This window comes from Paraglaciecola sp., from assembly GCF_039964565.1.
Classification (GTDB): Bacteria; Pseudomonadota; Gammaproteobacteria; order Enterobacterales; family Alteromonadaceae; genus Paraglaciecola.
Genome location: NZ_JBDVXF010000039.1, coordinates 130,161 through 155,281 on the forward strand (window position 1 = coordinate 130,161; position 25,121 = coordinate 155,281).

General features: G+C 40.6%; 19 protein-coding genes. 10 read left to right on the forward strand and 9 right to left on the reverse strand.

Going from position 1 to position 25,121, the window contains the following annotated elements:
- Nucleotides 1-187: 187 nt before the first annotated feature.
- Together tolC and ABJK37_RS17675 are read left to right on the forward strand one after the other, a co-directional pair.
- A complete protein-coding gene (tolC, locus tag ABJK37_RS17670) occupies nucleotides 188-1,543 on the forward strand; it encodes an outer membrane channel protein TolC (protein WP_348356693.1) in 1,356 nt (451 codons plus the stop codon).
- A 163-nt stretch (nucleotides 1,544-1,706) separates the two neighbouring features.
- Nucleotides 1,707-2,522: an ion transporter gene (locus ABJK37_RS17675; protein WP_348356695.1), complete on the forward strand. Its 816-nt coding sequence runs from the start codon at nucleotides 1,707-1,709 to the stop codon at nucleotides 2,520-2,522.
- Between the two features lie 12 nt (nucleotides 2,523-2,534).
- Here the strand turns inward: ABJK37_RS17675 and ABJK37_RS17680 are convergent, their stop codons facing one another.
- Genes ABJK37_RS17680 through ABJK37_RS17695 form a run of 4 tightly spaced genes read right to left on the reverse strand, consistent with a single transcriptional unit; the run spans nucleotide 2,535 to nucleotide 7,566 of the window.
- On the reverse strand, nucleotides 2,535-4,682 hold the full coding sequence (locus ABJK37_RS17680) for a bifunctional diguanylate cyclase/phosphodiesterase (protein WP_348356697.1): 2,148 nt from the start codon (nucleotides 4,680-4,682) through the stop codon (nucleotides 2,535-2,537).
- A 9-nt stretch (nucleotides 4,683-4,691) separates the two neighbouring features.
- Entirely contained in the window at nucleotides 4,692-5,183 is a 492-nt protein-coding gene (locus ABJK37_RS17685; RefSeq protein WP_348356699.1) for a Rab family GTPase, read from the reverse strand.
- Nucleotides 5,184-5,239: 56 nt separating this feature from the next.
- Nucleotides 5,240-7,003 (reverse strand): OmpA family protein, encoded by a 1,764-nt coding sequence (locus tag ABJK37_RS17690; RefSeq protein ID WP_348356701.1) that lies wholly within the window; start codon nucleotides 7,001-7,003, stop codon nucleotides 5,240-5,242.
- A gap of 8 nt (nucleotides 7,004-7,011) precedes the next feature.
- Nucleotides 7,012-7,566 carry a hypothetical protein gene (locus ABJK37_RS17695; protein ID WP_348356703.1) on the reverse strand — a complete coding sequence of 185 codons (555 nt, stop codon included), beginning with the start codon at nucleotides 7,564-7,566 and terminating at the stop codon, nucleotides 7,012-7,014.
- Between the two features lie 249 nt (nucleotides 7,567-7,815).
- Between ABJK37_RS17695 and hemH the strand changes: the two genes are divergently transcribed.
- From hemH to ABJK37_RS17720, 5 genes are all read left to right on the forward strand, one after another.
- Entirely contained in the window at nucleotides 7,816-8,898 is a 1,083-nt protein-coding gene (gene hemH / locus ABJK37_RS17700; protein ID WP_348356705.1) for a ferrochelatase, read from the forward strand.
- Nucleotides 8,899-9,089: 191 nt separating this feature from the next.
- Entirely contained in the window at nucleotides 9,090-10,364 is a 1,275-nt protein-coding gene (locus ABJK37_RS17705) for a DUF819 family protein (protein WP_348356707.1), read from the forward strand.
- 11 nt (nucleotides 10,365-10,375) lie between these two features.
- Complete coding sequence (locus ABJK37_RS17710; protein WP_348356709.1) at nucleotides 10,376-10,786, forward strand: DUF4112 domain-containing protein; 411 nt, start codon at nucleotides 10,376-10,378, stop codon at nucleotides 10,784-10,786.
- 82 nt (nucleotides 10,787-10,868) lie between these two features.
- A complete protein-coding gene (locus tag ABJK37_RS17715) occupies nucleotides 10,869-12,761 on the forward strand; it encodes an ABC transporter substrate-binding protein (RefSeq protein ID WP_348356711.1) in 1,893 nt (630 codons plus the stop codon).
- A 59-nt stretch (nucleotides 12,762-12,820) separates the two neighbouring features.
- On the forward strand, nucleotides 12,821-13,429 hold the full coding sequence (locus tag ABJK37_RS17720; protein ID WP_348356713.1) for a glutathione S-transferase family protein: 609 nt from the start codon (nucleotides 12,821-12,823) through the stop codon (nucleotides 13,427-13,429).
- 82 nt (nucleotides 13,430-13,511) lie between these two features.
- Here ABJK37_RS17720 and ABJK37_RS17725 read toward each other — a convergent pair whose 3' ends face one another.
- Both ABJK37_RS17725 and ABJK37_RS17730 read right to left on the reverse strand, forming a co-directional pair.
- On the reverse strand, nucleotides 13,512-14,405 hold the full coding sequence (locus ABJK37_RS17725; protein WP_348356715.1) for a carbon-nitrogen hydrolase: 894 nt from the start codon (nucleotides 14,403-14,405) through the stop codon (nucleotides 13,512-13,514).
- On the reverse strand, nucleotides 14,392-15,453 hold the full coding sequence (locus ABJK37_RS17730; RefSeq protein ID WP_348356716.1) for an agmatine deiminase family protein: 1,062 nt from the start codon (nucleotides 15,451-15,453) through the stop codon (nucleotides 14,392-14,394). Before ABJK37_RS17730 ends, ABJK37_RS17725 begins: the two co-directional genes overlap by 14 nt.
- Before the next feature lie 446 nt (nucleotides 15,454-15,899).
- On the opposite strand from ABJK37_RS17730, the gene ABJK37_RS17735 reads away from it, so the two are divergent.
- Nucleotides 15,900-16,214: a DUF3718 domain-containing protein gene (locus ABJK37_RS17735; protein WP_348356718.1), complete on the forward strand. Its 315-nt coding sequence runs from the start codon at nucleotides 15,900-15,902 to the stop codon at nucleotides 16,212-16,214.
- 74 nt (nucleotides 16,215-16,288) lie between these two features.
- On the opposite strand, the gene ABJK37_RS17740 is transcribed toward ABJK37_RS17735, so the two are convergent.
- From ABJK37_RS17740 to ABJK37_RS17750, 3 genes are all read right to left on the reverse strand, one after another.
- Nucleotides 16,289-16,717 carry a hypothetical protein gene (locus ABJK37_RS17740; protein ID WP_348356720.1) on the reverse strand — a complete coding sequence of 143 codons (429 nt, stop codon included), beginning with the start codon at nucleotides 16,715-16,717 and terminating at the stop codon, nucleotides 16,289-16,291.
- Entirely contained in the window at nucleotides 16,710-19,886 is a 3,177-nt protein-coding gene (locus tag ABJK37_RS17745) for a reprolysin-like metallopeptidase (protein ID WP_348356722.1), read from the reverse strand. Before ABJK37_RS17745 ends, ABJK37_RS17740 begins: the two co-directional genes overlap by 8 nt.
- Before the next feature lie 89 nt (nucleotides 19,887-19,975).
- Entirely contained in the window at nucleotides 19,976-20,623 is a 648-nt protein-coding gene (locus ABJK37_RS17750; protein ID WP_348356724.1) for a TetR/AcrR family transcriptional regulator, read from the reverse strand.
- 126 nt (nucleotides 20,624-20,749) lie between these two features.
- On the opposite strand from ABJK37_RS17750, the gene ABJK37_RS17755 reads away from it, so the two are divergent.
- Both ABJK37_RS17755 and ABJK37_RS17760 read left to right on the forward strand, forming a co-directional pair.
- Nucleotides 20,750-21,916 carry an efflux RND transporter periplasmic adaptor subunit gene (locus ABJK37_RS17755; protein ID WP_348356726.1) on the forward strand — a complete coding sequence of 389 codons (1,167 nt, stop codon included), beginning with the start codon at nucleotides 20,750-20,752 and terminating at the stop codon, nucleotides 21,914-21,916.
- Nucleotides 21,916-25,041, forward strand: a complete 3,126-nt coding sequence (locus tag ABJK37_RS17760) for an efflux RND transporter permease subunit (RefSeq protein WP_348356728.1) — start codon at nucleotides 21,916-21,918, stop codon at nucleotides 25,039-25,041. The genes ABJK37_RS17755 and ABJK37_RS17760 overlap by 1 nt, the downstream gene beginning before the upstream one ends.
- The last annotated feature ends 80 nt before the right edge of the window (nucleotides 25,042-25,121 follow it).

Genomic DNA, 25,121 nt, shown 5'->3' on the forward strand with positions numbered 1-25,121 from the left:
GTTGGTATGCCTAAGCTCAATTAATGTATAATATTCTGTTACACTTGAAGCCTTGGTGTTACCACAAAGCATTGTTACTTAGCGCTTGTTTTGCTTAGACTTTACCATCATACAAAAAGTATCCGACTAGACGTAGCCTAGTGGCATACAAAATTAGAACCGGATTAGGAACCACATAGGACTACCAATGAAAAAAACATTTTTGTCGTTATTGATCAGCATGGGGATTTCAACATCTGTATTTGCAGATGATCTTTACCAAGTTTATCAAATGGCTGTTGAGAAAGACCCAACCATCAACCGCGCTAAAGCTGACAGAGATGCTGCGTTTGAAGGTATATCACTTAGCAGAGCCAACTTACTACCTTCAGTGTCGGGTTCCGTGAGTTATTCCGATAGTACCTCAGAATCATTTAATTTTGATACTGATGCCAATGGTCAGCCATTTGTGGGCATCATCGAGAGCGATACAAAAAATCTGGGGTTAGATTTGAGTCTGAGTTTGTCAATTTATGACAGAAAAAACTGGGTGGCGTTGTCCCGTGCCGAGAAAGTGGCGCATCAAAGTGATACTAGTTACGCTTTATCTAAACAGGATTTGATTGTAAGAACCACGGATGCTTACCTCGCTATATTACGTGCCAAAGACAGTTTGATTTTTGTACAGGCAGAGAAACGCGCCATCGAACGCCAACTAGAACAAACCAAACAACGTTTCAACGTTGGTTTAACGGCTATTACTGACGTGCATGAAGCACAAGCCAACTTCGATAATACTGTTGCCCAAGAAATCATAGCGGAAAATGTAGTTGAGCTACGTTTAGAAGAGTTGCGTGAAATTACTGGAAAATATCATGACAAATTGGCTGTTTTAAATACAGAAAATTTCAGTGCTTCGCGCCCCTCGCCAGAAGGTGTCGATAATTGGTTGAAAATAGCTGAAGAAAAAAATCTTGATTTAATGGTCAGAAATTTTTCTAAAGAAATAGCCAAAGACGACATATCATCTGCAAAAGCTGGGCACTATCCGACTCTATCTTTGAGCGGTAGTTATGGGAGAGACGATACTGAGATTAATGGTAACGGTGACTTTCCTGCTAGAGACAATAACTCAATCAGCTTAACTCTAAGTGTTCCTATTTATTCAGGTGGTTCGGTTGCTGCCCAGACTGCACAAGCTAGATATCGCTTTGTGGCTGCTAGCGAAGATTTAGAGCTCACTTATCGTTCAACAGTTCGTTCAGTTCGCTCAGCATATAATGACGTCATTGCGGCTACATCGACTATACGCGCATTGCAGCAAGCTGTTGTGTCTGCAGATAGCGCCCTAAAAGCCACTGAGGCGGGTTTTGATGTAGGTACAAGGACAATAGTCGACGTACTTAATAGTACTAGAAATCTTTTTGATGCTAGACGTAACTTAGCCAGTGCTCGTTACGATTTTATTAGCGCAATATTAGATCTTAAACGTGCGTCGGGTAATTTAACAGAGCAAGATTTGATCGACATCAATCGTGGCCTGGTAGTTTCAAAAGCGAGCTAAAAAGTTTAAAAGAGGATGGTGTGTGCCATCCTCTTTTAGTGCTTCAACGACATGTCTATTACTTAACCAAATTCCCTCATGGTTGTGAATAATTGATTGACAGCCAAACCTAATTGAATACCCTATCGCCGATTTTTTATTTTTCTGAGATCTATTTTTTAGCATGCAAGCTTCGACTCTAAAAGCCAAATTCATTCAAATTCGTTCCAATAAATTATTCGAAATTTTTGTTGTCACTGTCATTATTTTTTCAGCGCTATTAGTAGGCGCAAAAACCTATGACATGTCTGAAAATGTGTACACAATCGCAAAATTTATGGATTGGTTTATCAGTGCTTTTTTTCTTGCTGAAATTAGCATTCGATTTATGGCTGAACACCGTAAGCGAGACTTCTTTAAAAGTTTTTGGAATCTATTTGATACTTTGATAGTTATTATTAGTTTAATTCCCGCTGATGATACAGAGTTGGCGCTGGTGGCAAGGTTAGTCCGTGTATTCAGAGTACTCAGAATGATCTCTATTATTCCTGAGCTTAGAATTTTATTAGTCTCGTTAATCAAAGCGTTACCACAACTCGGTTATGTCATGTTGCTGATGTTCATCATTTTTTACATATACGCAGCAGTTGGCAGTACTTTGTTCGAAGCCATCAACCCGGTTTTATGGGGGGATATCACAATATCACTGTTAACTTTGTTTAGAGTCATGACGTTTGAAGATTGGACAGATGTTATGTACGAAACAATGGAAGTTTATCCATCGAGTTGGCTATTTTATTTAACCTTTATTTTCTTCACTGCTTTTGCATTTTTAAATATGGTGATTGGAATAGTGGTTAACGTAATGGAGCAAGAAAATGCCAATGCTCGAGCCGAAGCTGTCGAACAAACTGGCGAGCCAAGCCTTAAAGATATTTCTGAACAAATATCAAAATTACAAGGGCAGATACTAGCGATGCAGGACCGCAAAGTCCCATAGAGGTCTTTTACTTTACAGTGTTTTGTGTAGCAATTTACAGAAATCGTCGAAGGGAAGAGGCCGACTAAATAGGTAACCTTGGGCAATATTACAGTTATGTTGCTTCAGAAAATCTCTTTGTAATTCGGTTTCAACTCCTTCGGCAATGACTTCCAATTTCAAATTGTGCGCCATGGCGATCACCGCAAGTATAATGGCACCATCACTATCTTGACTATTTTCATTGATTTCATTGACAAATGATCTGTCTATTTTCAATTGGTCAATGGGTAACTTTTGTAAATACGCGAGGGAACTATAACCCGTACCAAAGTCGTCAATTGAAATACTGATGCCTAACTTGCGCACTTCATCGAGTAAAAAATGCACTTTATCGTAGTTGTCTATTAACACACCTTCAGTAAGTTCTATTTCTAACTGTTGTGGATTGACCTGATACTCTATTAAGGTATCACTAATAAATTCGAACAATTGACGATCGCCAACTTGACGAGGCGATAAATTAATAGAAAGTTTAATAGGTTCACATTGGGATTCTAATCGCTTTAGTATTGCGCATGCCTCTTTTATCACCCATTTACCGATAGGAATGATTAATCCTGTTTGTTCGGATAATGGAATAAACTCGTCCGGTGAGACCATATGACCATCGGGGTGATGCCACCTAATCAAGGCTTCTGCTTTAATGATTTGTCCACTGGACAGGTCTAATATTGGTTGTAAATATAATTCAAACTCGTGGTTTTGCACCGCATTACGTAAAGCATCCTCCATTTCAATACGTTTACGCGACGCATCTACTAACTCTTTGGAATAAAATGAGATGCTACTGATACTTCTCTTTTTAGCAGCATACACCGCTAGATCAGCATATTTCATAAGGTCTTCAGCACTACTGGAATCTTTAGGAAAGGCTGCTACGCCAACATTTAACCCTACTTCACACTTTAGTCCTGAACTTAGGTAAAAAGGTAAACAACTTGTGCCAATCAACTTCTCTGCAAATGTGACCGCATAATCCCGATCTGTGGAAGAAATTTGAGCATGGGAGTGTTTGAGTTCAAGAATCACTGCGAACTCAGTGCCACCTATTTTGGCTATCATGTCATCTGCATTGACTAAGTTATTGAGCCGAATCGACAATTCTCTTATCACTTCGTCACCAATTAAATGACCATGTATTTCGTTGATGCGTTTGAATTGTTTAATATCAAGATACAGCAAATAAAACGGACGGTTCTGTTGGATTTTTTTTTCTAGGTTTTGCCAAAAATACTGGCGATTCGGTAGGTTGGTCAGTACATCGAAGTGGGTAAGTTTTTCGTTACGTTTGAGCAAGTATTTGATTTGTGTTACGTCACTTACACTGAACAACCAATTCTGCACTATCTGAGCGTCGTTCTTAATAGGTTGAATCGATAATTTTAGCCATTTGCCTTGTAATGGAGGGTTTAACCAAAAAATTTCGCCGCTCCAAGCACTTGCCGTTGAGAAAATGCGTTCACATTCGGGATACTGATTTCTAAATAGTTCCAACAATAACTTATCTGGAGGAAGGTTAGTTTTAATATTTGAATCATCAAATATAGAACGTAACGCTGGATTACTATTTAATAGAAGTAAATCCGCATCAAAAATTGCCACTCCTAGATCCGTTTGTGCTAGCGCTTGTGTCACAGGTTGGTTTGCGGTAAGTGCTCGCTCAGGTTCGCTAAGCAGCTCTTCCAATCTAGCGTGAAGGTAATCATGTTGAGCAGAGATTTTGTCAGCAGTAAGTAACGATTCTCTGGCAATTTGAAGGGTTTCTTGTTTTTGCTTATATTTGGCGTTTAACTTATTAACGATTAAGTAACTCTGTTTATCAGCGACTACAGCCGACGCTTCCAGACGAATTACTTGGTTAGACAATTGCTCTGACCACATTCCAGAGTCAATTCGTCCATTTTTATTTACCAGCCACAGATTTTCGGCGTCGATTAAAAAGTCTTCGAGATAGGCTGAGTTATGCTCAAAACTAAATATTTTGCTCCCTACGGTTTCTGGCAATAATTCATCTAGCCAATTTCCCGCTTTATATAAAACTTCAAACTCAGTAGGTGATAACCGCTGAAAAACAATGCAGTCTAAAAAACCCAAGGCTGCAAGTAGAGAAGCATCCACTGGAATTCGTTACGCAGTTAATAGGTTGGCAATATGCGTGAACATGGGTTCGACACCATCTCCAGTTTTTGCACTAGTATTAAAAAATTGAACGAACCCCTGTTTGATTTCTGCAAGTTCTGTTTCGCTCCAATGCCAGCTGGCAGGCAAATCTACCTTGTTTACAGCCAAAACTCCGGGAATGTCAGCCACTTCCTTAACCATTTTGAGTATATCCAATCCTTCCACCAATGATTGTGATCGTGTGTGATCAGTGACAATAATAAAGGCCGATGCGCCACGCAAATATTTAGCTTGAAAACCACAGTAGCGATCAATGCCTTCAATATCCCATATCATCAGTTGAACCGTTTGATTGTTAGTCTCTACTTGTTTTTTATCAATTTTCACACCGATAGACGTCAGATATTTTTCAGAGAAAATACCTTCTACGTATTGTTTTACCAAACTAGTTTTACCTACGCCAGTGGCACCAAGTAGGCATATCTTCTTTTGGATCATGTTCGTCCTATTTGTTCCATTTTATTCTTATTTTTCTACGTATTTTGACGTAGTCCCTAGCCGCCTTCAAAATATACTACGTTAAACATGACTTTCCGCGCTGCATCTTTGGCGGTTTCTAACTCTATGACGCCCAATCCAATTGCATTTAGGCGGTTGCCAGCTATTCCTAACTCTTGTAGTTTTAACTTTACATTATCTGCGCGTTTCTGACTCAATATTTTATTGAAAGATGCGGTTCCAACTGTGTCACTAGCACCCATAATAATTAGACCTAAAGATAACTCTTGCTGCTCGGCAACTTCAATTAAATTCTCAAATTGTTGTTTGACTGAAATTAATTTTTCTATTGCCTGTTCAGATAATTGACTTTGCCCCGCTTCAAAAGCAATAGAAACGCGGTCAATTTTGGCAATGTTTAAGTCTAAAATTGCTCTCACTAATTCAGGGTCGTCGTTAGCTGTACTTTCTGTTCCCTCAATAATTAAGTCGTCTAACCAGTTAGTTTGGAAATTCAAGCCGATCAATTTTATCAACTCACCTTGCAAAAGTAGTTTATTTAAATTGGTTAAATTACCACTAAATTTTGGAAAATCACCAATCCATTCGACCTTGACACTCGGATAGTCAGCAATAATTTTTTCAGTTTTATCTTTAATTAAGGGAGGGTCCAGTGATAAGTAGGCTCTTTCTTTAAATACAACTAAGTTACTGTCTATCCCATTTAGCTCAAGCCATTCTTGGACCGATACTGATGCTGGGTCACGCAACACTTCGAGCTGTATTTGCTCGAGTCCTAAGGTGTCTATGCTGGTAAGCAAAATACCAGGGGCGCTATCAATTAATCTCACTTGGTTCATCAACTCATGAGAATTCCAGCGTTTTACAAGCAAAAAGCCGCATCCCAATAGAATCAGCAAAACCACTGTCCATGCCATCCATGGTTTTTTATTGCTGTCTTTCTCAGGTTTTAAGACTGTCATCAGACAGTCTCTTAATTGATGCTCACTATTATTAAAAGGTATCGAGTCTCCATCGAACTTATCTAACTCTTTGTCATAAAGCTTATGAATTTCTTCTAGAGTTGTTTGTAGTTGATTGGCTACGCCTTGAGGCATATTGCCTGTTATTGCCGCCACTACTGACGCTTTAGGGCCTTTTTTGAGCAATAAGGTAAAATCGTCAGTGCGCACGACATCGAGATTTTGTTCTACTTTACCCGTATTAGTATTAAAAGAATCTGAAACAAAATCATTTATAGCAGTTAACATGGAAGAGACCATGTCAGCATCTGCTTCTAGCTCTAAACCTAAGGAAACGGAGTTTAACAATAATCCAGTTTCTCGATGGATTAAAAACACCTGCTCAACTCTAAAAGCAAAGGTTTGGCTTGCGGCATATTGGGAAAAGGTGACCCCAGATTGCCATGCTTTAAATCGCCACGTTAGACCTTTAATTGTTAGGCTGTTCTCAATGAGGGTGTTGGTTTTTTCTAAAAGTTCTGTAATAAAGGCGGTGACTGATTTTCTAACAAGGCTGCCTATCAGAGGATATAAATAACTCACAAATCGATCACTATTCGTGGCTATCGATTTTTCCACCGATTTTTCTACTATGGGCAACAGTACTTTGTTGACTGAGCCATCTTGTGTTTCGCGGTCATGTAAGGCTTCAGAAAATACGTCGCCTACCAATTCACGGGCATTGTCTTTGAGCGTTTGTCTGACATGTAGCCCGTCTTCTCCCAATACCAATTGACGAATTTGGCGCATTTGCGCGGTATCAGAATTGCTGCTGGATTGCTCGTTTAAATCTGCCATTTTTCAGGCTACTCACCCTCATCTGTTTCAAGATTACTTGCAACAGTTGCCAGTAATTTGGCCAATGTTTTGCGATCTGTTTTAGTTGAATTGAGTTCGCTCGACATTTGTGTGAGTTTTTCCAATGCTTGATTAAGTTGATTGGTAAATTTCACCGTTAATGCACTAATTTCTTTGTCCAATCGATTATGCAATTCGTCATTTTCTTGTTTGCTATTTGCTTCGGCCATCTCTAGCTCGGAGGATATTTTGTCGGCGTAGCTATGCAATTCCGAGGCTTTCGCTTCTTGACCTTGGTCGGCAATCGCGAGTTTATCCTCTAATTGATTGAAACCATCACGCATCGCATTTTGCAAGGTTTGGGTGTTTTGTTCCATGCTTTGCTGCATTAGTTTGAAACTATCTTTAGTTTGCTGTTCCAATGCAAAAATACGTTGTTCTATGTCTTTTTGAGCCGCACCAAAAACAATATGTCTTAAGCTTTCAAGTTCAGTTAACTCCACTGAGTCTGCCGATGAAGCGGATGGTTCATTGGTATTACCGACACTCTTTTTATTAGCCATATTACAAATCCTCTGCTCGAATAATGCTCTTAATAAATGTGTACTAATTTTCAACCTTAGTCATCATGCACAGATTTGCAGAATATTTAAACTGTTTTTAAGTGTTTAGCGTGAAAACGTTACCATAAGTGTTCATTCAACGACGAAAATATTGATTTTTGTTAGTACTAGTCCAAAATGGCGTTTGTAGCGTACATCACTGGTACTCAATCAAAATCCATATCGAATTAACATCACCAAGAGTGTTTCATGAAATATCAAGGTAGTCCTGTATTTACCCATAAGCAAAATGACAAGGTGGGAGTTTTAGTTACCAATTTGGGAACACCAGAAGCGCCTAAAAAGGCCGAGTTAAAGCGTTATTTAAAAGAGTTTTTGTCTGACCCCAGGGTAGTAGAAATACCTAGACTGTTATGGTGGATGATTCTAAATCTGGTTATATTGAATATTCGACCAAAGCGTTCAGCTAAGGCCTACGCGACGGTTTGGACGGAACGTGGATCACCTTTAATGTTTCATACTGTAGATCAAACCAATGGGTTACGCGAAAATTTACAGCAGCTCTATGGAAACGATTTAGTGGTAGAGTTTGCGATGCGTTATGGTTCACCTTCGGTGGACTCTGTAATTGACAAAATGTTACAGCAAGGCGTTCGAAAACTAGTCGTTTTACCTTTGTATCCGCAATACTGCGCTTCCACAACAGGCTCTACATTTGATGCTGTTGCTAAGAGTTTCAGTAAAAGACGCTGGATCCCTGAATTGCGTTTTATTACTCACTATCATGATAATCCTGACTATATAAAAGCGTTAGCCGATAAAATTCGCGACCATTGGGAGCAACATGGACGGGCTGATAAGTTAGTCTTTAGTTATCACGGTATACCCCATAGGTATTTGCTAAATGGTGACCCTTATCATTGTGAATGTCATAAAACCTCTCGGCTACTAGCGGCCGAGTTAGGCTTAGAGGAACACCAACATTTTACGAGCTTTCAATCACGGTTTGGTCGAGAAGAATGGCTAAAGCCTTATACTGATCATTCCCTTAAAGCTTTTCCGGAACAAGGTGTTAAATCAGTACAAGTTGTTTGTCCTGGGTTTTCTGCGGATTGCTTGGAAACAATCGAAGAAATTGCTGAGGAAAATAGGGAATATTTTCTAGACGCAGGGGGCGAGCGATATGAATATATTGCAGCATTAAATGCGGATCCTAGCCATATCTCGGCCCTCACAAAGCTGCTAGGAAGCCATTTAGAGAGTTGGTCTTTAACTTCAGAAGATACTGAAGCACGTAGTAAACTTGCGAAAGCCAGAGGTGCAGAGAACTAGAAAAATAGGGTATATTGGGCGAGTGACAAATAAGATTGCCAGGTCAGTTTGTGTTAACATAAATTTCACATTGCAATGTGGCTCCTCTTACTGACAATACAAAATTTAGTAAAGTACATAGTAAATAATAATCAAAAAAGCCGCTTAAGCCTTTTACGGGTGGATAAGTCGGATGCAGAACAGGAACTTCCATGTCTACAGAAAATCTAGCAGACCAAGCCTTGGTCCATACTCCATTTTTTACCAACGACGCCTCTGTGATGGGCATTTTGGCTATTTTGTTGGGGTTAGTGTTTTATACCGCCAACAGCAAAAAACCGTTTTGGGGCAAATTTTACATGTTTGTTCCTTCTGTTTTACTTTGTTATTTCTTGCCCTCGTTGCTGAATACTTTTGGTTTAATTGATGGAGAAAACTCGCAACTATATTTTGTGGCTTCCCGGTATTTATTGCCCGCTTGCTTAGTTCTGTTAACTATTAGTGTTGATTTAAAGGCGATCGTAAAGTTAGGTAATAAAGCTATTATTTTGTTTTTTACGGGTACTGTGGGTATTGTGATTGGTGGACCAGTTGCGCTGCTGATTGTGTCTATGGTTAATCCAGAGCTGATAGGTGTAGATGGCCCCAACGCAGTATGGCGAGGTATGACAACTGTCGCAGGAAGCTGGATTGGTGGTAGCGCCAATCAAGCAGCGATGAAAGAAATTTACGGAGCAGGTGACCAAATGTTCTCTGCGATGGTCACCGTGGATATTATTGTTGCCAACTTATGGATGGCTGTGTTGTTGATAATGGCAGCAAATGCAAAAGCAATTGATGCCAAAACTGGTGCGGATACCTCGGCCATTGACGAACTAAAGGATAAAGTTAAGAGTTTCGAGGCTAAACATTCTCGTATTCCAGATCTAACCGATATTATGTTGATTGTTGCGGTGGGACTGGGGGTAACCGGATTTGCACATATGTTTGCTGACACTATCACCCCTTATTTTGTTGAAAACTTCCCTGGGCTTGCCAAATTTAGCTTTCATAGCAAGTTTTTCTGGATGATTATTTTTGCCAGTACAGTGGGCATTGCACTGTCGTTTACCAAGGTTCGTCAATTAGAAGGTGCGGGGGCGTCAAAGATTGGTTCAGCTTTCTTATATATTTTGATTGCGACAATCGGCATGAAAATGGATATCACCATGATCGCCGATCAGCCTTTATTTTTTGTGATTGGCGCTATTTGGATGTTAATTCATGCCTTACTTATGTTGATTGTAGCTAAACTGATTAAAGCGCCATTGTTTTATATGGCCGTTGGTAGTCAAGCTAATGTGGGTGGGGCTGCATCCGCGCCAGTTGTTGCCTCTGCTTTTCATCCATCATTGGCGCCGGTAGCGGTAATGTTAGCTGTATTGGGCTATACAGTTGGAACCTACATGGCCTGGTTTTGTGGACAAATATTGCAAAGTATTAATTGAGACTACAACCTATGAGTGAGAATTACCAAGCGCCTGATGCCTTACTCAGAGCGCAGCAGTTAGCCAATTTGACCGATACTAAGTTACGTATTCCTGTAATCGGGATACGAGTCGGGCTGGACTTTTTAGTGGGGCTTATTCCTGTGGTAGGGGATCTAATAATGGTAGGGGTATCGTTGAGTATTGTGGCAATGGCCAAAAGTATTCATGTGCCTCGCGGCCTAAGAGTAGCGATGTTGAGGAACATTGCTATTGATTTTTTACTGGGCCTAATTCCATTTGTAGGCGATGTTGTAGATATCTTTTATAAATCGAATCAAAAAAATGTGCGTATTATGGAAAAATGGTGGGTAAGCCAAAATCACCATAAAATTCAAGCGAAAAGCCAGCAAGTACTTGAAGATTGGGAAAAGTCCCAATAATAGTAGTGATGGTTTACGGGAGGTCGGTAGTGGCGCATTTATTTAGGATAACTTTACGATCAAATACGCTATATTATTGGTGATGAATATAACAACATCTTTGTTTTCTGCATTAATTTTATGTTTAGCGACAATGTCGCTAAACTTTTCTACTGTTCATGCCAAACCGATACAATTATCGGTTGCGGTATTAGCCATAAATAAACAACAAATTTCTCTCTTTGCCGAGCAGTTTTACCATTTTAATAATTTACAGTCAGATGTTGTTATAGACGTTGATTTTTTCAGTGATCAAGGGCTTAAAAGTAAACTGGTAGGTTGGCTTGAAAGCGGAAAATATGACCTAATTCATTGGCAAGCGGGGAAACGCCTTGACGATTTAGTGGTTCAAGAGTTGCTGTTACCAATTGATACATTGATAGATAAAAAAATACTGACAAAAAATGTCAGTTCGCAATTGTTAGATTCTGTCGAATACAATGGCAGTTATCAGGCCTTGCCTTTTGCTTATTATCCTTGGGGGTTTTATTACAGCAAACCGGTCTTCAGCAAACATGGAATTTTGCCGCCTCAGTCATGGTCAGAGTTCTTGGCCATATGTGACAAATTAAAGAAGCTAGGTATTGCCCCTCTTGTCCAAGCAAATCAAGAAGGCTGGCCATTACTTGGGTGGATTGACTTTTTAGCACTAGATAACGGGGGAGTCGAAACTCGCCAAGAAATGACTGAATTTGCTAGTGCCGGACGTGACAGTATTACGAGGGTAGTAGAGCAGTTTTCAGTATTATTAGATTATGGTTATTTTTTTGCTCCTGATCATAGTTGGCGATGGGAGCAAGCAATCACCTTGTTGTTACGGCAACAAGCAGCGATGAGCTTGATTGGTCAATTTGCCGAAAGTGAAATTCAAGCAGAACATAACGCGCAAATAGGTTACTTTCCATTTCCACACTCTCAGGCTAATCGCGAGTATCCAAAAGTGGCACCTATCGATTTGTTTCTAGTGCCATTAGCATCAAAGAATCATGAACATTTGTCGTCTCTCTTACATTTTTTAGCACAACCAGAGACTAACAAGGCATTGGCGAGTGGTATCGGGTTTTTACCCGTATATCCAGAGTATGATGGCGAGGGATTAAGTGAGCGAGCCCTAATTGGTTTGCAAAGTTTACAGAAAAGTTCTCAACTAGTGCCGTTTTTTGATCGAGATACCGAAGAAAAATACGCCACTAATTTGGCTAATAGCATTGCCCACTCAATTTTGAATGGCGAGGCGTCTGCCCTTGAAGGTGCATTATCGGGGCACGATTTCGTCAACTCAACTAACCAAGCTTTAGATTATGTGTTACCTGAAAAATTACTTAATTTTACGTCATTCACTGGCTCTAGAGGAACCTTCTTTGTGTCAAATGTGCTCAGTGAAGTTTACAAAAAATTGGGGTATAGCCTATCGGTAACACGTTATAAAAATTTGTCAGATTCTTTAAATTCATATAAATATGGAGCGGACGGTGAACTAGTCAGGGCTGCGGTGTTTAACGGCCAGTCTGAGGACCTGATTCAGGTGCCAGAGCCTATAGTTGAATCAACCATCTTTTTGGTATGCCACACAAAACAAGCCTGCACTGGAAAATTGAGCCCCCAAGTTGCAGTTGGAACGAGTATTGAAATACTCAGCATTGAAGATTGGTGGAAAGCTGAAAAAGCGATTAAGCAGGATTATGTAACGACGTCGTTGATGTTACAGGCGTTTATGGCGGGGCAGTTAAATTATATGATTCTAACCGCGGCAGACATGGCTGCCTATAGCGGACAATTAAGTAGCAGTAGTTTCAGAACTATTCTAACAATCCCTTTCTATCATTTTATTCATAAAAAACATCAAAGTATGCTGCGCGATGTTAATCAGGGTTTGAAGGACTTTAAGCAAACACCTGCGTACCAAGATTTTAAAACACGTTACTGGCTAAATTAAATGATTAATTCATTGTGATTTGACCTAGTAATAGAATAAAACAACTCAGAAGAAAACCTATGAAAATATACGATACAAAAACTGCGCCTTCGCCAAGAAGAGTACGAATTTTTCTGGCCGAGAAAAATATTCCTATGGAATATGTGCAAGTGGATTTGCAAAAGGGCGAAAATATATCTCCAGAAATGCGGGCTAAAAACCCAGTGGGGAAAATTCCTGTTCTTGAACTAGACGACGGCACTTGTATCAGTGAAGGTGCGTCAATTTGTTTATATTTTGAAGAGTTGTATCCAGAAATTAATCTATTGGGTAAAGATCCATTGGAGAAAGCCACCATTGATATGTGGCATAGACAGGTTGAGCTGTATTTTTTTGGTCAGGTAGGCATGTGTTTTCAACATACCACTGGGTATTTTAAAGATCGTATGACACCCGTAAAAGAGTACGGTGAAGTCGCTGGCAAAAATGCCGCTGGGTTTTTAAATGTATTAGAAAAACGCTTAGGTGAGTCTGAATACATTGCCGCCAACCGATTTACCATAGCCGATATAACCGCTATGTGTACCGTTGATTTTGCAAGAGTAGTTGATATTAAAATCACTGATAAATATCCTAATTTGCAACGTTGGTATGCCGCGGTGAGCAGTCGCGCTAGTGCCAAAGCTTAAACTTGCCATAGTAGTGGTGCATTCACACACCTTAAATCAATAAAAATTCGCCACTTTTTAGTGGCGTTTATTTAAGCTTAATTTAATCCCGCCACCTCTTGGTGATGTCATCATAGGCATCGATTCTACGATCTCTAAAATACGGCCAAATTCGTTTAATTTGCTCACTGCGATTAAGATCTATGTCGACCACTAAGTTTTCTTCTTTATCACTGCTCGCTTGTGCCAACAGTTCGCCTTGGGGGCCCGCAATAAAACTTTGTCCCCAAAACTGAATACCTGGGTCGCCAGCGACCGGCGAGGTTTCAAACCCTGTGCGGTTGGCTACTATTACTGGCAATGAATTAGCCACTGCATGAGAACGTTGTATTGTTTGCCAAGCATCGTGCTGACGACTTTGTTCTGCTGCTGAATCGTTCTTATCCCAACCTATGGCTGTGGGGTAAAACAACATTTCTGCACCAGCCATCGCCATTAGTCTCGCCGCTTCTGGATACCATTGATCCCAACAAACCAACACCCCCAGTTTCCCCACGCTTGTTTGAACAGGCTCAAAGCCCATATCGCCGGGTGTGAAATAAAATTTTTCATAAAAGCCAGGATCATCTGGGATATGCATTTTACGATATTTACCGACCAATCCCTGCTGGCGATCAAACACTACCGCAGTATTGTGGTACAAGCCGGAACCACGCTTTTCAAATAATGAGGTGATGAGTACTATATTGAGTTTTGCAGCCAACGCCGAAAAATATTCGGTCGCTGCGCCAGGAATGGGTTCTGCTAAGTCGAAATAATCGGTGTTTTCTTGCTGACAAAAATACAAGGTACTGTGTAGCTCTTGTAACATCACTAACTCACATCCCTGTGCAGCCAGAACCGCAACCTGCTCTGCGCTGCGCGCCCAGTTTACTTCTTTGTTGTTGCTGGCAACGGCTTGTTGAACCAAGCCCACCTTTAGATTACGTTGTTGCATAAACATGGACTCCGTTGACGAAAGACTGCAATATTTCTGGTTTAAGTATGCCACAAGGTATCTGCATACTTATACAGTGCAAACTCCCAAATTGTTGTATTAAGGGCAGGCAATTAATCGGCACAATGGTAAATTCAGGGAAGGCCTTTTGCATAATCTGCATGGCTAATTCATCTTCTGCTTGTTGGTAAATCGGACACAAAATATGTTGATTAGAAATCAAAAAATTAGCATAAGAAGCAGGGAGTCTGTCCCCTCGCAAGTTAACGATATAGGGTAGCGGTAATTCAAATATTTGGTGAGTAGGTAAAACCTGCCGACATTCGTCGACTAAAGCAGCTAAGCCCTGATAATGGTCATCGTTGGGGCGATTAAAAGCCGACTGGATAACCAGCCCATTGTCTGGCGTAAAACGCACTAATGTGTCTATATGCCCATCGGTATCATCACCCTCTAAATGTCCGTTTCGTAATATAAGGCTGTGATTCGATCCCAGAAAATCCTCAAAGTCTTGCTGATAGGCGCTCAGTGTTTTATTGCCGTTACGTTGAGGATTTGTAAGACATAGTTCGGTTGACAGCAGGTTACCGTGCTGGTCAATTTCCAATGCGCCACCTTCAAGGACTAAATCAACTGATTTGATCTCTTTGTCGCACAATTGATTTAAAACAAGCTGATTGATTTGATTGTCTTTGGCTGCATCGAATTTATGCCCCCAACCATTAAACGTAAATTCTATAGGCTGCAATCCTGATTCGTTAGCGCAACTTAAAAAACCGTAATCTCTTATCCATGTATCATTGTAATCTGCTTTGACTATCAATACTTGTGCTGCTTTATTCAGCCTTGCGAGACAATTGCTAACCTCGTTATCACGCACTAACAACACTATTTGGGTATTTGCCTGATTAAGCGACTTTATGATGTTTAGATAAACGTCTTGTACTTCTTCTAGCCATGGTTGCCAATCGGTATTGTGATCAGGCCAAACTAGCAATACGGCTTCTTGTTGAGCCCACTCGGGTATTAGTCGGTAAGTTTCAGTCATGGCATGAATTGTCTAGAAATTTTGAGGATTATAATACCTACATACCTTGCCGTCTTGTTTTGTGGCATGTTGATAATAAAAAATTCATTCAGAGCGCTAATGAGCAGTGTGTTGTAAGAGGCGAAAACTAGCGTTAACCAATTTTGTTGGCTTGAAAACTGTTAATAAGCTTTAACAAACAAAGAGTAGCAAGGCAATTTGGTGCTCCAACTACACCATTTTTATATTAATTGTTATTAAAATAATGTTTTTAATTTCTTATTGGAATAAAGGGTTTCAAAATTGCCATATTTTTCAAGTGGTTATAGATGTTACATAAAATTAACTCTTTGTTTTACATCAGTTTTACTAGTTCAATACAATAAAAAAACAGAAATTTATTTCTCGATCAGTCATAAATACGCTGCGGTTTGTGGCCGTATTTTTGAACTAATTGGAGAATACAAATGAAAAAACTAATCGCACTATCAATGGCGTTATGTACACTGAATGCAACCGCAAAATTGGGTTCAACCGATAAGGTGAAGTATGCAGGAGACTTGGCATATGCAAATTTTTGCGAAGCTGTAGTGAAAGATGATGTCAATATGCTTAAGAAAAGTGTTAGAGGTAAAATCGGTGTGGTGGCGAGAAGTAACCAGTCTGTTTTGAAAAAACTAACGGCAGAAAATGGTATGTCTTGTAACGGAGTTGATCTTCTATCTTTTTCAGAACAACGCAATGCGTCAAAGGTATTTGATTATCTGACTAGCGCCAAGTGATTGCTGTTAAAAAAATAGAATTACCAGCCCATAACTCAAACAAGTGGTTCATGGGCTGATTTAAAGTAGTTTCGTTATTTGTTCTTTTGACAGGCGGTTGAGACTATTTGATTAAAAGTTGCAGCATACTGATATAGTTTTTTGCGTAAATCTAATTCACTTGGTGATCTCAATGCGTCACTACTATTGGCTAATAACCGATAACCACACTGCTGTTGCAGGCCAGATGATGCGTCGTCGATCCCTGGAAATGTGGTGACTCTTCCAGCAAACGCCAGTAAGGTAAAATCTCGTTTATCTATGGCTAAATTCGCATCCGCTTTGGGATCTGCATACCGCAGCCAACTAAGGTCGTTCGACTGATTCGTCGCGTTTTTTGTACTTTGATTAACTATGGTTGCCTCCGTTTTTTGTGATTGTGAAGAGGTAGTGGTTTGACTGCAACTTAAGAACAAACACGCTACGGAAACGACAATTGTTAAACAAAATATTTGATTATTCATAACGTCCCTTATTAAATCTTTGATAAAACTTCATAATAAAACCTAGAACAAGCAATAGGTTCAGGAGCGCAATAGTTCCACCTCCTGAGTCGCCGGAGTTGTTAGATGTCACTGGCGCCGAATTCACTTGAATGGTTAGGTTCGCTTCATCTGTTAAAACACCATCTGATACAACATAGACTATTGATTCGCTACCTGTAAATCCCGACGCTGGAGTGTAGGTGAGTTGTTGGTCTACTAAGGCTACTTCAGCACTGCCGGAGTAGGTAAATGAGGTGACGCTGAGGGCATCTTGGTCTACGTCTACATCGTTGCTTAGTATGTCGATACTCGTGGTCCCACTATTTTGTTGAATCGAAACAGTATCGTCATTGCCAATAGGTGCATCATTCACCGCTACGACTTCAACTTGAAAGCTCAATACGTTGCTATCTAACTCGCCATCGTTAACCAGTAATTGTGCGGTTAAGATGCCATTAAAGTCAGCATTGGGAGTGAGGGTTTGTTGGTCAATACTATAATTATCACCTTCTTGGATTATCAGGGTGAAATCATCTGGATAGCTAGAATCGGGATCGATAACCGTTAGCTCACTAAACTCGAATAACCTTGGGGAGTCTTCGTTAATGCTAATATCATCCAAATTATTGGAGCTTGCGATGGGGGCGTCATTCACCGCTGTTACTTGTATTTGAAATATCAGGATGTTGCTGTCTGATTCACCATCATTGACGAATACCGGTACAGTTAATAGGCCGCTGAAATCTGGAATGGGAGATATGGTGTCTTGAGCAACAGTATAATTATCGCCATCTTTAATAGTTAAAGTAAAATCATCTGGAAAGATTGAGTCTGGGTCAACTACTGTTAAATCGCTCAAATCAATTTGCAATTCTGTGTCTTCGTCAAGAATTATGGAATGCTGATTATCAGAGGTGGCAACGGGAACGTCATTGATTGCCAAAACTTGTACTTGTAAGGAGTATTGATTGCTGTTTAAGCCACCATCATTTACTACTATAGGCACGAGCAAGGTACCCTGAAAGTCGGCGTTGGGGATCACAGTTTGTTGATTAATGCTGTAGTTTTCTCCTTCCTGTAGTGTAATTGAGAAGTCGTCTGGGTACTGCGAATCAGGGTCGGTTACGTTTAAATCTGCAAAGTCAATTTGACGCTGCGAGTCTTCATCGATGGTGATGCTATTTTGACTATCAATCGAGGGCGCAACCGGATCTAAGCCTATAATCGCGAATTCGCCATCGCTGACTGAATAAAACACGTTGTCGCTGCATTTCAAGACCAATCTTGCCGCTGTGCTAGTGATATCAGGGGCACGTACTATTTGCTGTCCATCATTTGGGGTCGCTAACTGCACTGCTGTTTCAACAGGATTATTGGTATTAGCGATGAGTAAAATATCAACATTGGTACAATTGATGGGGGCTGTTGAAGTATCACCTATATTCCAAGTTACGTTTTGTTCGAACTGGGCTTGCCATTCACCTGGGGTATCAATGCTGAACGGTTGGCTACTACTATCCACGGTAATAACCACATCCTGTTGATTTACACCGCCTTTATTATCTCTCGTTGTTAACCGAAAACGCATGTCTCTATCGGTGGTTGCATAGGTCTCTCCGAGCGTGGTTTGATTTGCAAGCACATCACCTAATTCAGGAAAGTAGCGGTATGAATAAGCCACTGGGCTATAAGATCGAAACAGTGGATTATTACCATTGTCGCTATTTAATTCATTTAAACTTGCTGTGGCGCCTGAGCTGCCACCATTATTAAATTGCTCCCAGCTGTAGGTGAGTAAATCATTGTTTTCGTCAGTGGCCGTACCATCTAAAACAAAAGGAGTACTAGGGGGAATGGTAAATGCATTTTGTTGTAATTGAATTTGTGGAATGGCGTTATCAATAGAGGTTTCAACACCACACCGTCTGCCCGAGAAACTATCAACGTAGCTACGAATATCTTGAATGGATATGGAATGAAAATAAGGGTCACTGTTATTTTGTAAGTTTTGTGAACTACAAATACCCGCATAAGACATAATGGTAGAACCACTGCCGGGTTCGTATGCCGAACCAGCAGAGCGCGAACTTTGGTCACAGCTGGCTGAGTTAGTTGCGTTAAAAGAGTGTCCAGCGCCTAGTTGATGTCCCAATTCATGGGCAACTAAATCAATATAAAAACGTTCTCCTTGAGGGTTATTTAAGCCAGTATAACCTTGAGCTTTATATTCACTGTTACATACCACTCCCACGTAAGCTAAACCTCCACCATTGGTTCCAAGAACATGACCTATGTCATAGTTTTGTTCACCGATCGCTTGATCTATAACTTCTTGATTGGCTTCAATATCCGTTGCTGCATCGGAATTTGTAAAGGGATCACTTGCTGCATCAAAAAAGATAATGTTTTGGTTATCAACCAATTCAAATTGTAGCGCCAAATCGACTAATAAAACCTGATTAATGCGGTTAACTAAATTCATCAATTCCGCTACGACATTTTGAGTGGTACCTCCCAGTTTTTGGGTATATTCTGCAGTGGTACTTATTGCCAGAGAATAAGTTCGAACCGTATCACCAGTGGAGACTGCCTTTTGGGCTATGGCTGGCGCTTGTATATGTTGCTCGGTTAGTAAAAAGTCAGCAGTACGCGCTGTTTCATCGGGATTCGAGGGAGCATCTTTGTACCAATAACTGGCGTAGTCTAAGGTTTCATCTTGATACCTTGGTGATAACAACATCCACTTACCGTTGTACCGAAAAAAGCCAAACAAGCCTAAGTGGGAAATACTAAATCGTCCTATATTTTGTGGCTGATCAAGTTGTTGAGCCTGGTATGTCATAAAGCCTGGATATTGTTTGGCTAAATTGTCACTCAAAATAGGTGAGGGGCTCAGTTTAACAACTATGTTTAAACCGTTAGGAAGAGGAACGTTCAGTTCAGTTTCTAAGTCAACATCCGCAAAAGTCGTTGCTAACAACGACTTATTTATTTGTAATAATCTAGATTGCGCGGCTACTACTCGTAAGGGGGTGATGTTTTTTGCACTAGTTTGCGGAGATTTATCGATCCACAAGGTATCAGCTTGAGTGAAAAAAGTGATACAACTGAGAGTTATTAACAGAAACTGTCGAATATTTATATTCATGATTGAATCACTGAACTTTGCATACATACCTCTATGACTAATTAAAACTTATAAAGTGCCAAGTTTTATTGGCTACTACATCTATAAAACTAGCGTATTTCGGATGCCAGTAAATGTTCAATTTGTCGAGCGGCAACTTCAACCAGTGCTATTTGCTGTGACTCAGACAGTGCAAAGTTTAACCCTAAAATACTCTTGATGTGAAACTCGCTTTTAAGCAGGTTAAAGAAAATAACCGCATTTTTATGCGCTAATTCCTCGGTCATTGACTGTTCGCTATAATTCAAAAAACATTTTGCCAAATATTCTACCGTATGTTTTGGACCTGCTTGAAAGAACAATTCTGGCACTCGAGGGTTACTGTTAACTTCACCTATTATGATCCTGTACATGGCAATCACTTTGTGATCATGTAGCAACTTTACAATCTGTAAACCTCTTTCGCGCAATACCTGTGACAAACTATGGTTATTGTTATCTATGGGCTTAGCATCGAGTTGGTATTCGGCACATTTGTCTTCAATCACCGCTAAAAACAGGGCTTCTTTATTGTCAAAATGTGAATAAACAGTTTGTTTCGATACACCTGATTGTTTAGCCACCATTTCCATAGAGCAGCCGCTAAAACCGAATTCTAAGAAAAGGTCGCTAGCTGCTTCAAGAATCTGCTTACGTTTTTGAGGACTTTTTGGCCTGCCTGTTGGCTTTCCTGATTTATTTATTTGGTTACTTAACAATGTGAAACCTCTTTAGACATTAAAAAACAATTGGCAACTGAAATATTAAATACTATTATATATCAAACTAGACAGTCTAGTATTTAATTGTTCGCCAGCATTCAAACCTAATCCAGCAGGAAATTTATGACAAGCTCTAATCAGTTGCCTCAACAGCCAAGTTTTAAAAAATACTGGATCTGGTTAATCCCATTTATCGCCTTGCTTGCACTCGTATCGCTAATGAAGGCTTCTGGTAGCGGCCAAACACAAGTTGCCCCGACGGATATAAAAAAGCCGTTAGTAAATGTTATGCCAGTACAGTGGCATGAGCAATATGTACAAAAACATTTGGTGGTTGGCCGAGTTGAAGCTCCACAGACAGCAGAAGTGGGTTTTGATTTGTCGGGTTCAGTGGTGAATATTGTTGTTAATGAAGGCCAAAGAGTAACACAAGGGCAAATCATGGCTGAGTTGGATACACAAAGGCTAAATGCTCAAATGACTGAATTATCCGCCATTTTGAGTCGAGCGAAGTCAGATGCTAACTTGGCTAAGTTATCCCTTAAAAGAGTGATTGAACTGGTAGATAAAAAGCTTGAGTCGGCGCAACGCCTAGATGAAGCGACAGAGTCAGTGAACGCCGCCAATGCTTTTATCGACGAAGTGTTAGCCCGCATTCAAAGGTTACAAGTTGATATAAGTAAAACGAAATTGCGAGCACCTTTTGACGGCAGCGTAGTTAGTCGTTTAGTCGATTTGGGGGCAGTGGTTGCGACAGGGCAGACTCTATTTACTTTGCAGCAAAATACTCAATTAGAGGCGAGGTTTGCATTGTCTGCAGCCTATGCAGATAAGCTTGTAGTCGACCAAATAGTCGAAGTGTCTTCTTCGTCCACTCAGTTGTTAGGTAAAATTAAGTCTATAGCTCAACAACGCAGAGTTGATACTCGGACCGTTGATGTGATCGTCAGCCTGACACAACCCAATCTCACTATTTTACCCGGAGATTTACTCAATTTTGAAATGAAGACCTCGATAAATGCTGAAGGGTTTTGGGTGCCACGAAAAGCACTGGTAAGTGGTGTTAGGGGCTTGTGGAGTCTATTTACCGTTAACGCTACAGGTAACGAGTTACAATTGCAGGCTAAGCTTGTGGAAATGTTACACGTGGATGAGGAACAGGCGTTTGTGCGTGGCGCTTTAAAAGAGTCTGACTTGTTAGTGTCAGATGGTGTACACCGTTTAGTTCCGGGCCAAAAAGTTTTGCTGGCCGACGCTCAAACCACGAACTCTGTATCTGGATCCCTATAATGTTACAACCCATGCAACCAAATAGCCTGCGCCTCCCTTGGTATAGCCTGTTTTTCCGTAATGGTCACTTGTTAGTGCTGAGTATTTTGGTACTCGTGGTAGCGGGTTTGTCGGCTATAAACAATATTCCACGTTTAGAAGATCCTAGAATAGATAACCGTAACGTATTGGTTATTACACCTTATCCCGGTGCATCCTCAGAACGGGTTGAAGCTCTTGTCACAGATGTAATTGAAGATGAATTGCGGCAACTACATGAAATTAAAGAAATTAAATCAACTTCGCGTTCTGGAACCTCCATCGTTTCTTTAGAGTTACAAGCATGGGTAGACAACAACACTAACGAACAAATTTTCTCAAAAATTCGAGATGGAATAAGTAATGCAAAGCTTAATTTTCCACAGGGAGCAGGTGACCCATTGCTTGATGAACGTAGGGGAGCAACAGCGTTTACTCTTCTGATCGGTCTGCAACCAACAACAGGCTATCGGACCTCTATGTCCATTGTTAGTCGAATGGCAGATCAATTATCCGATCAACTGCGCAATGTGCCGGGTACTGAATTGGTTCGCGTATATGGAGAAATAGATGAAGAAATTCGAGTCACTATAGATCCTCAGCAACTAACAAGCACAGGAATAAGCATCAGCCAAGCGAGTGACTTAGTGGCGAGTGCAGACCCTAAAGTTCCGGCTGGAACGATGTATTCAAAACAACAAAATATGCGAATGCAAGTAGCGCATGAGCTTGATAGTGTGTCTGTCATTAGAGACTTGCCTCTTCAAGCTAATGAGAAAGGTGGCTATCTACGTTTGGGAGACATTGCCAAAGTAGAAAAAGAGGCTCGTTCACCGGTTGCTGATGTGGGCTTGGTAGATGGAAATCAGGTTGTTTTTGTCGCATCTAGAATGCAAACCACGCTTCGGGTTGATAGGTGGACAGACAACGCTAAAGAGGTGGTCAAAAACTTTAACGAACAATTTGGCGGCACGGTAACAGCCAATATTGTATTTGAACAGAATACTTATACGCAAACTCGTTTAAGCGATTTAACTAAAAACTTGCTGCTAGGTAGTCTAGTTGTAATGGCCGTAGTGCTTGTTTTTATGGGCATGAGGGCGTCTTTGATAGTTGGGTTGGCGTTACCACTGTGCGCCGCGTTTGCCGTTTTTTCATTGAGTTTTTTTGATGAGCAAATTCATCAAATGTCAATTTTCGGCATCATCATCGCTATCGGTTTGTTGATTGATAATGCGATAGTTATAACAGATGAAATTAGAAGTAAGTTAGTCAACTCTGATATTAGCCGCGTTGAGGCATTAACCCAAAGTATCAGTCACTTATTTGTACCGTTATTAGCTTCAACCTTGACGACTATTTTGGGCTTTATGCCAATCTTTCTATTGCCAGGTAACATAGGTGATTTTATTGGTTCTATTGCTATTAGCGTGGTGATGGCTTTAATTGGCTCGCTATTTATTTCCCTTACTATCATAGCGGCACTAGCTGCGCGCTTTTTATCCAGGAAATCAAATGTATCATCTGCCTGGTATTCCATTGGAATTAAGGCTCCCGCTATTAGTTTAGGCTACCGTACTGCATTGGAAAAATCTCTAAAGCGCCCTGTATTCGGTATTTTGGCCTGTATTGCTATTTCTATTTCTGGGTTTGTGTTAGCAGGACAACTTGGCAACGTATTTTTCCCAAGCGCAGATAGAGATCAATTTGAAATTTACCTGTGGATGCCAGAGGGCACTGCAATCGAAGAGACTCAAAACACGGTAGAAAAAGTGGATAAGTTAATCCGTAGTAAACCACAAGTGGCGCAACTTAGTTGGTTAGTGGGGGGCTCGTACCCTTCAGTGTATTACAACCAAGTCATGAATAAAGATAACTCTTCACATTATGCCAATGCGGTGGTGACAGTAACGAGTGTTTCAGCTGCTAAAGCCCTCATCGGTAGATTGCAAGCTGAATTAGACCAAGTTTTCCCCGCCACCAAAATTGTGGTGCGAGCATTTGGACAAGGACCTCCAGTATCAGCGCCAGTAGGGCTAAATATATTTGGTCCAGATATTAATATTCTGAATGACCTAGGTGAGCAGGTGAGGTTAGCGATGTCACAAACACCAGGTATATCTCACTCTATAGCGTCTGTTACTTTTGGTGAGCCTGAGTGGGTACTTGAAGCAACACAAGAGGCTAGTCAAATCGCAGGTATGTCGCTAGTCGAAATCTCGCAGCAGCTTCAATATGCATTGGAAGGAAAAGTAGGAGGCTCGATATTGGAAGGAACCGAAGAAATTCCTGTCAGAATTCGAGTGGGTAGTGATACAGGGGGAGAGCTAGTGCAGATACAGAGCTTACCTTTGTTAAGCGAAAAGTTAGCGAGGAAAGGTGTTTGGATGCCTGTATCGGCCTTAGGTGATTTTGTGTTAAAACCAACAGTCGCGGGCATTACTAGACAAAACGGCGAACGGGTAAATAACGTCGAGGCATTTCTGTTGCCGGGAGCTACCGCCATAGATGTAAGTGAACAGGTATTAAAAACCTTAGAGGATATGAACTTTACTATGCCTAAAGGTTATCGTTTCAAATTGGCTGGCGATGCGGATAAACAGCAAGAAGCTTTGGGGCAATTGGCTACTTATGCGCCCGTTTTACTCGTGTTGATGATTACCACGCTGATCTTATCTTTTCGTAGTTTGCGTTTGGCTTTAGTGATTGGGTCGGTGGCAATTTTGTCGGTAGGATTGGGCATGTTTAGCCTTTGGCTTTCTGGTATTCCTATTGGGTTTAATCCTCTACTGGGCTGTGCTGGACTGATTGGAGTGGCCATTAATGGGTCAATTGTTGTCATTGCTGCGATAAACGCGAATCCACTCGCAAAAGCAGGGAATATCAAACATATCGTCGAAGAAACAATGGGTTGTAGTAGGCATATTTTGTCAACAACCTTCACAACTGTGGGTGGGTTTATTCCTATGTTGTTGTTTAGCGAAGGAACGTTCTGGCCACCACTTGCCGTTGTGTTGGCAGGAGGAGTGGGTTTTTCTGTTATCTTATCGTTAGTGTTTACGCCTTTGGTTGTGTCTAAATTAAATATGGTTGCACACAAAGTTTAGATAGAATGTAGAAAACGTTTAGGTTGTGTTATCAATCTAAATAACAATTACTATTGCTTGGTATGTTCACTGCGAGTTAG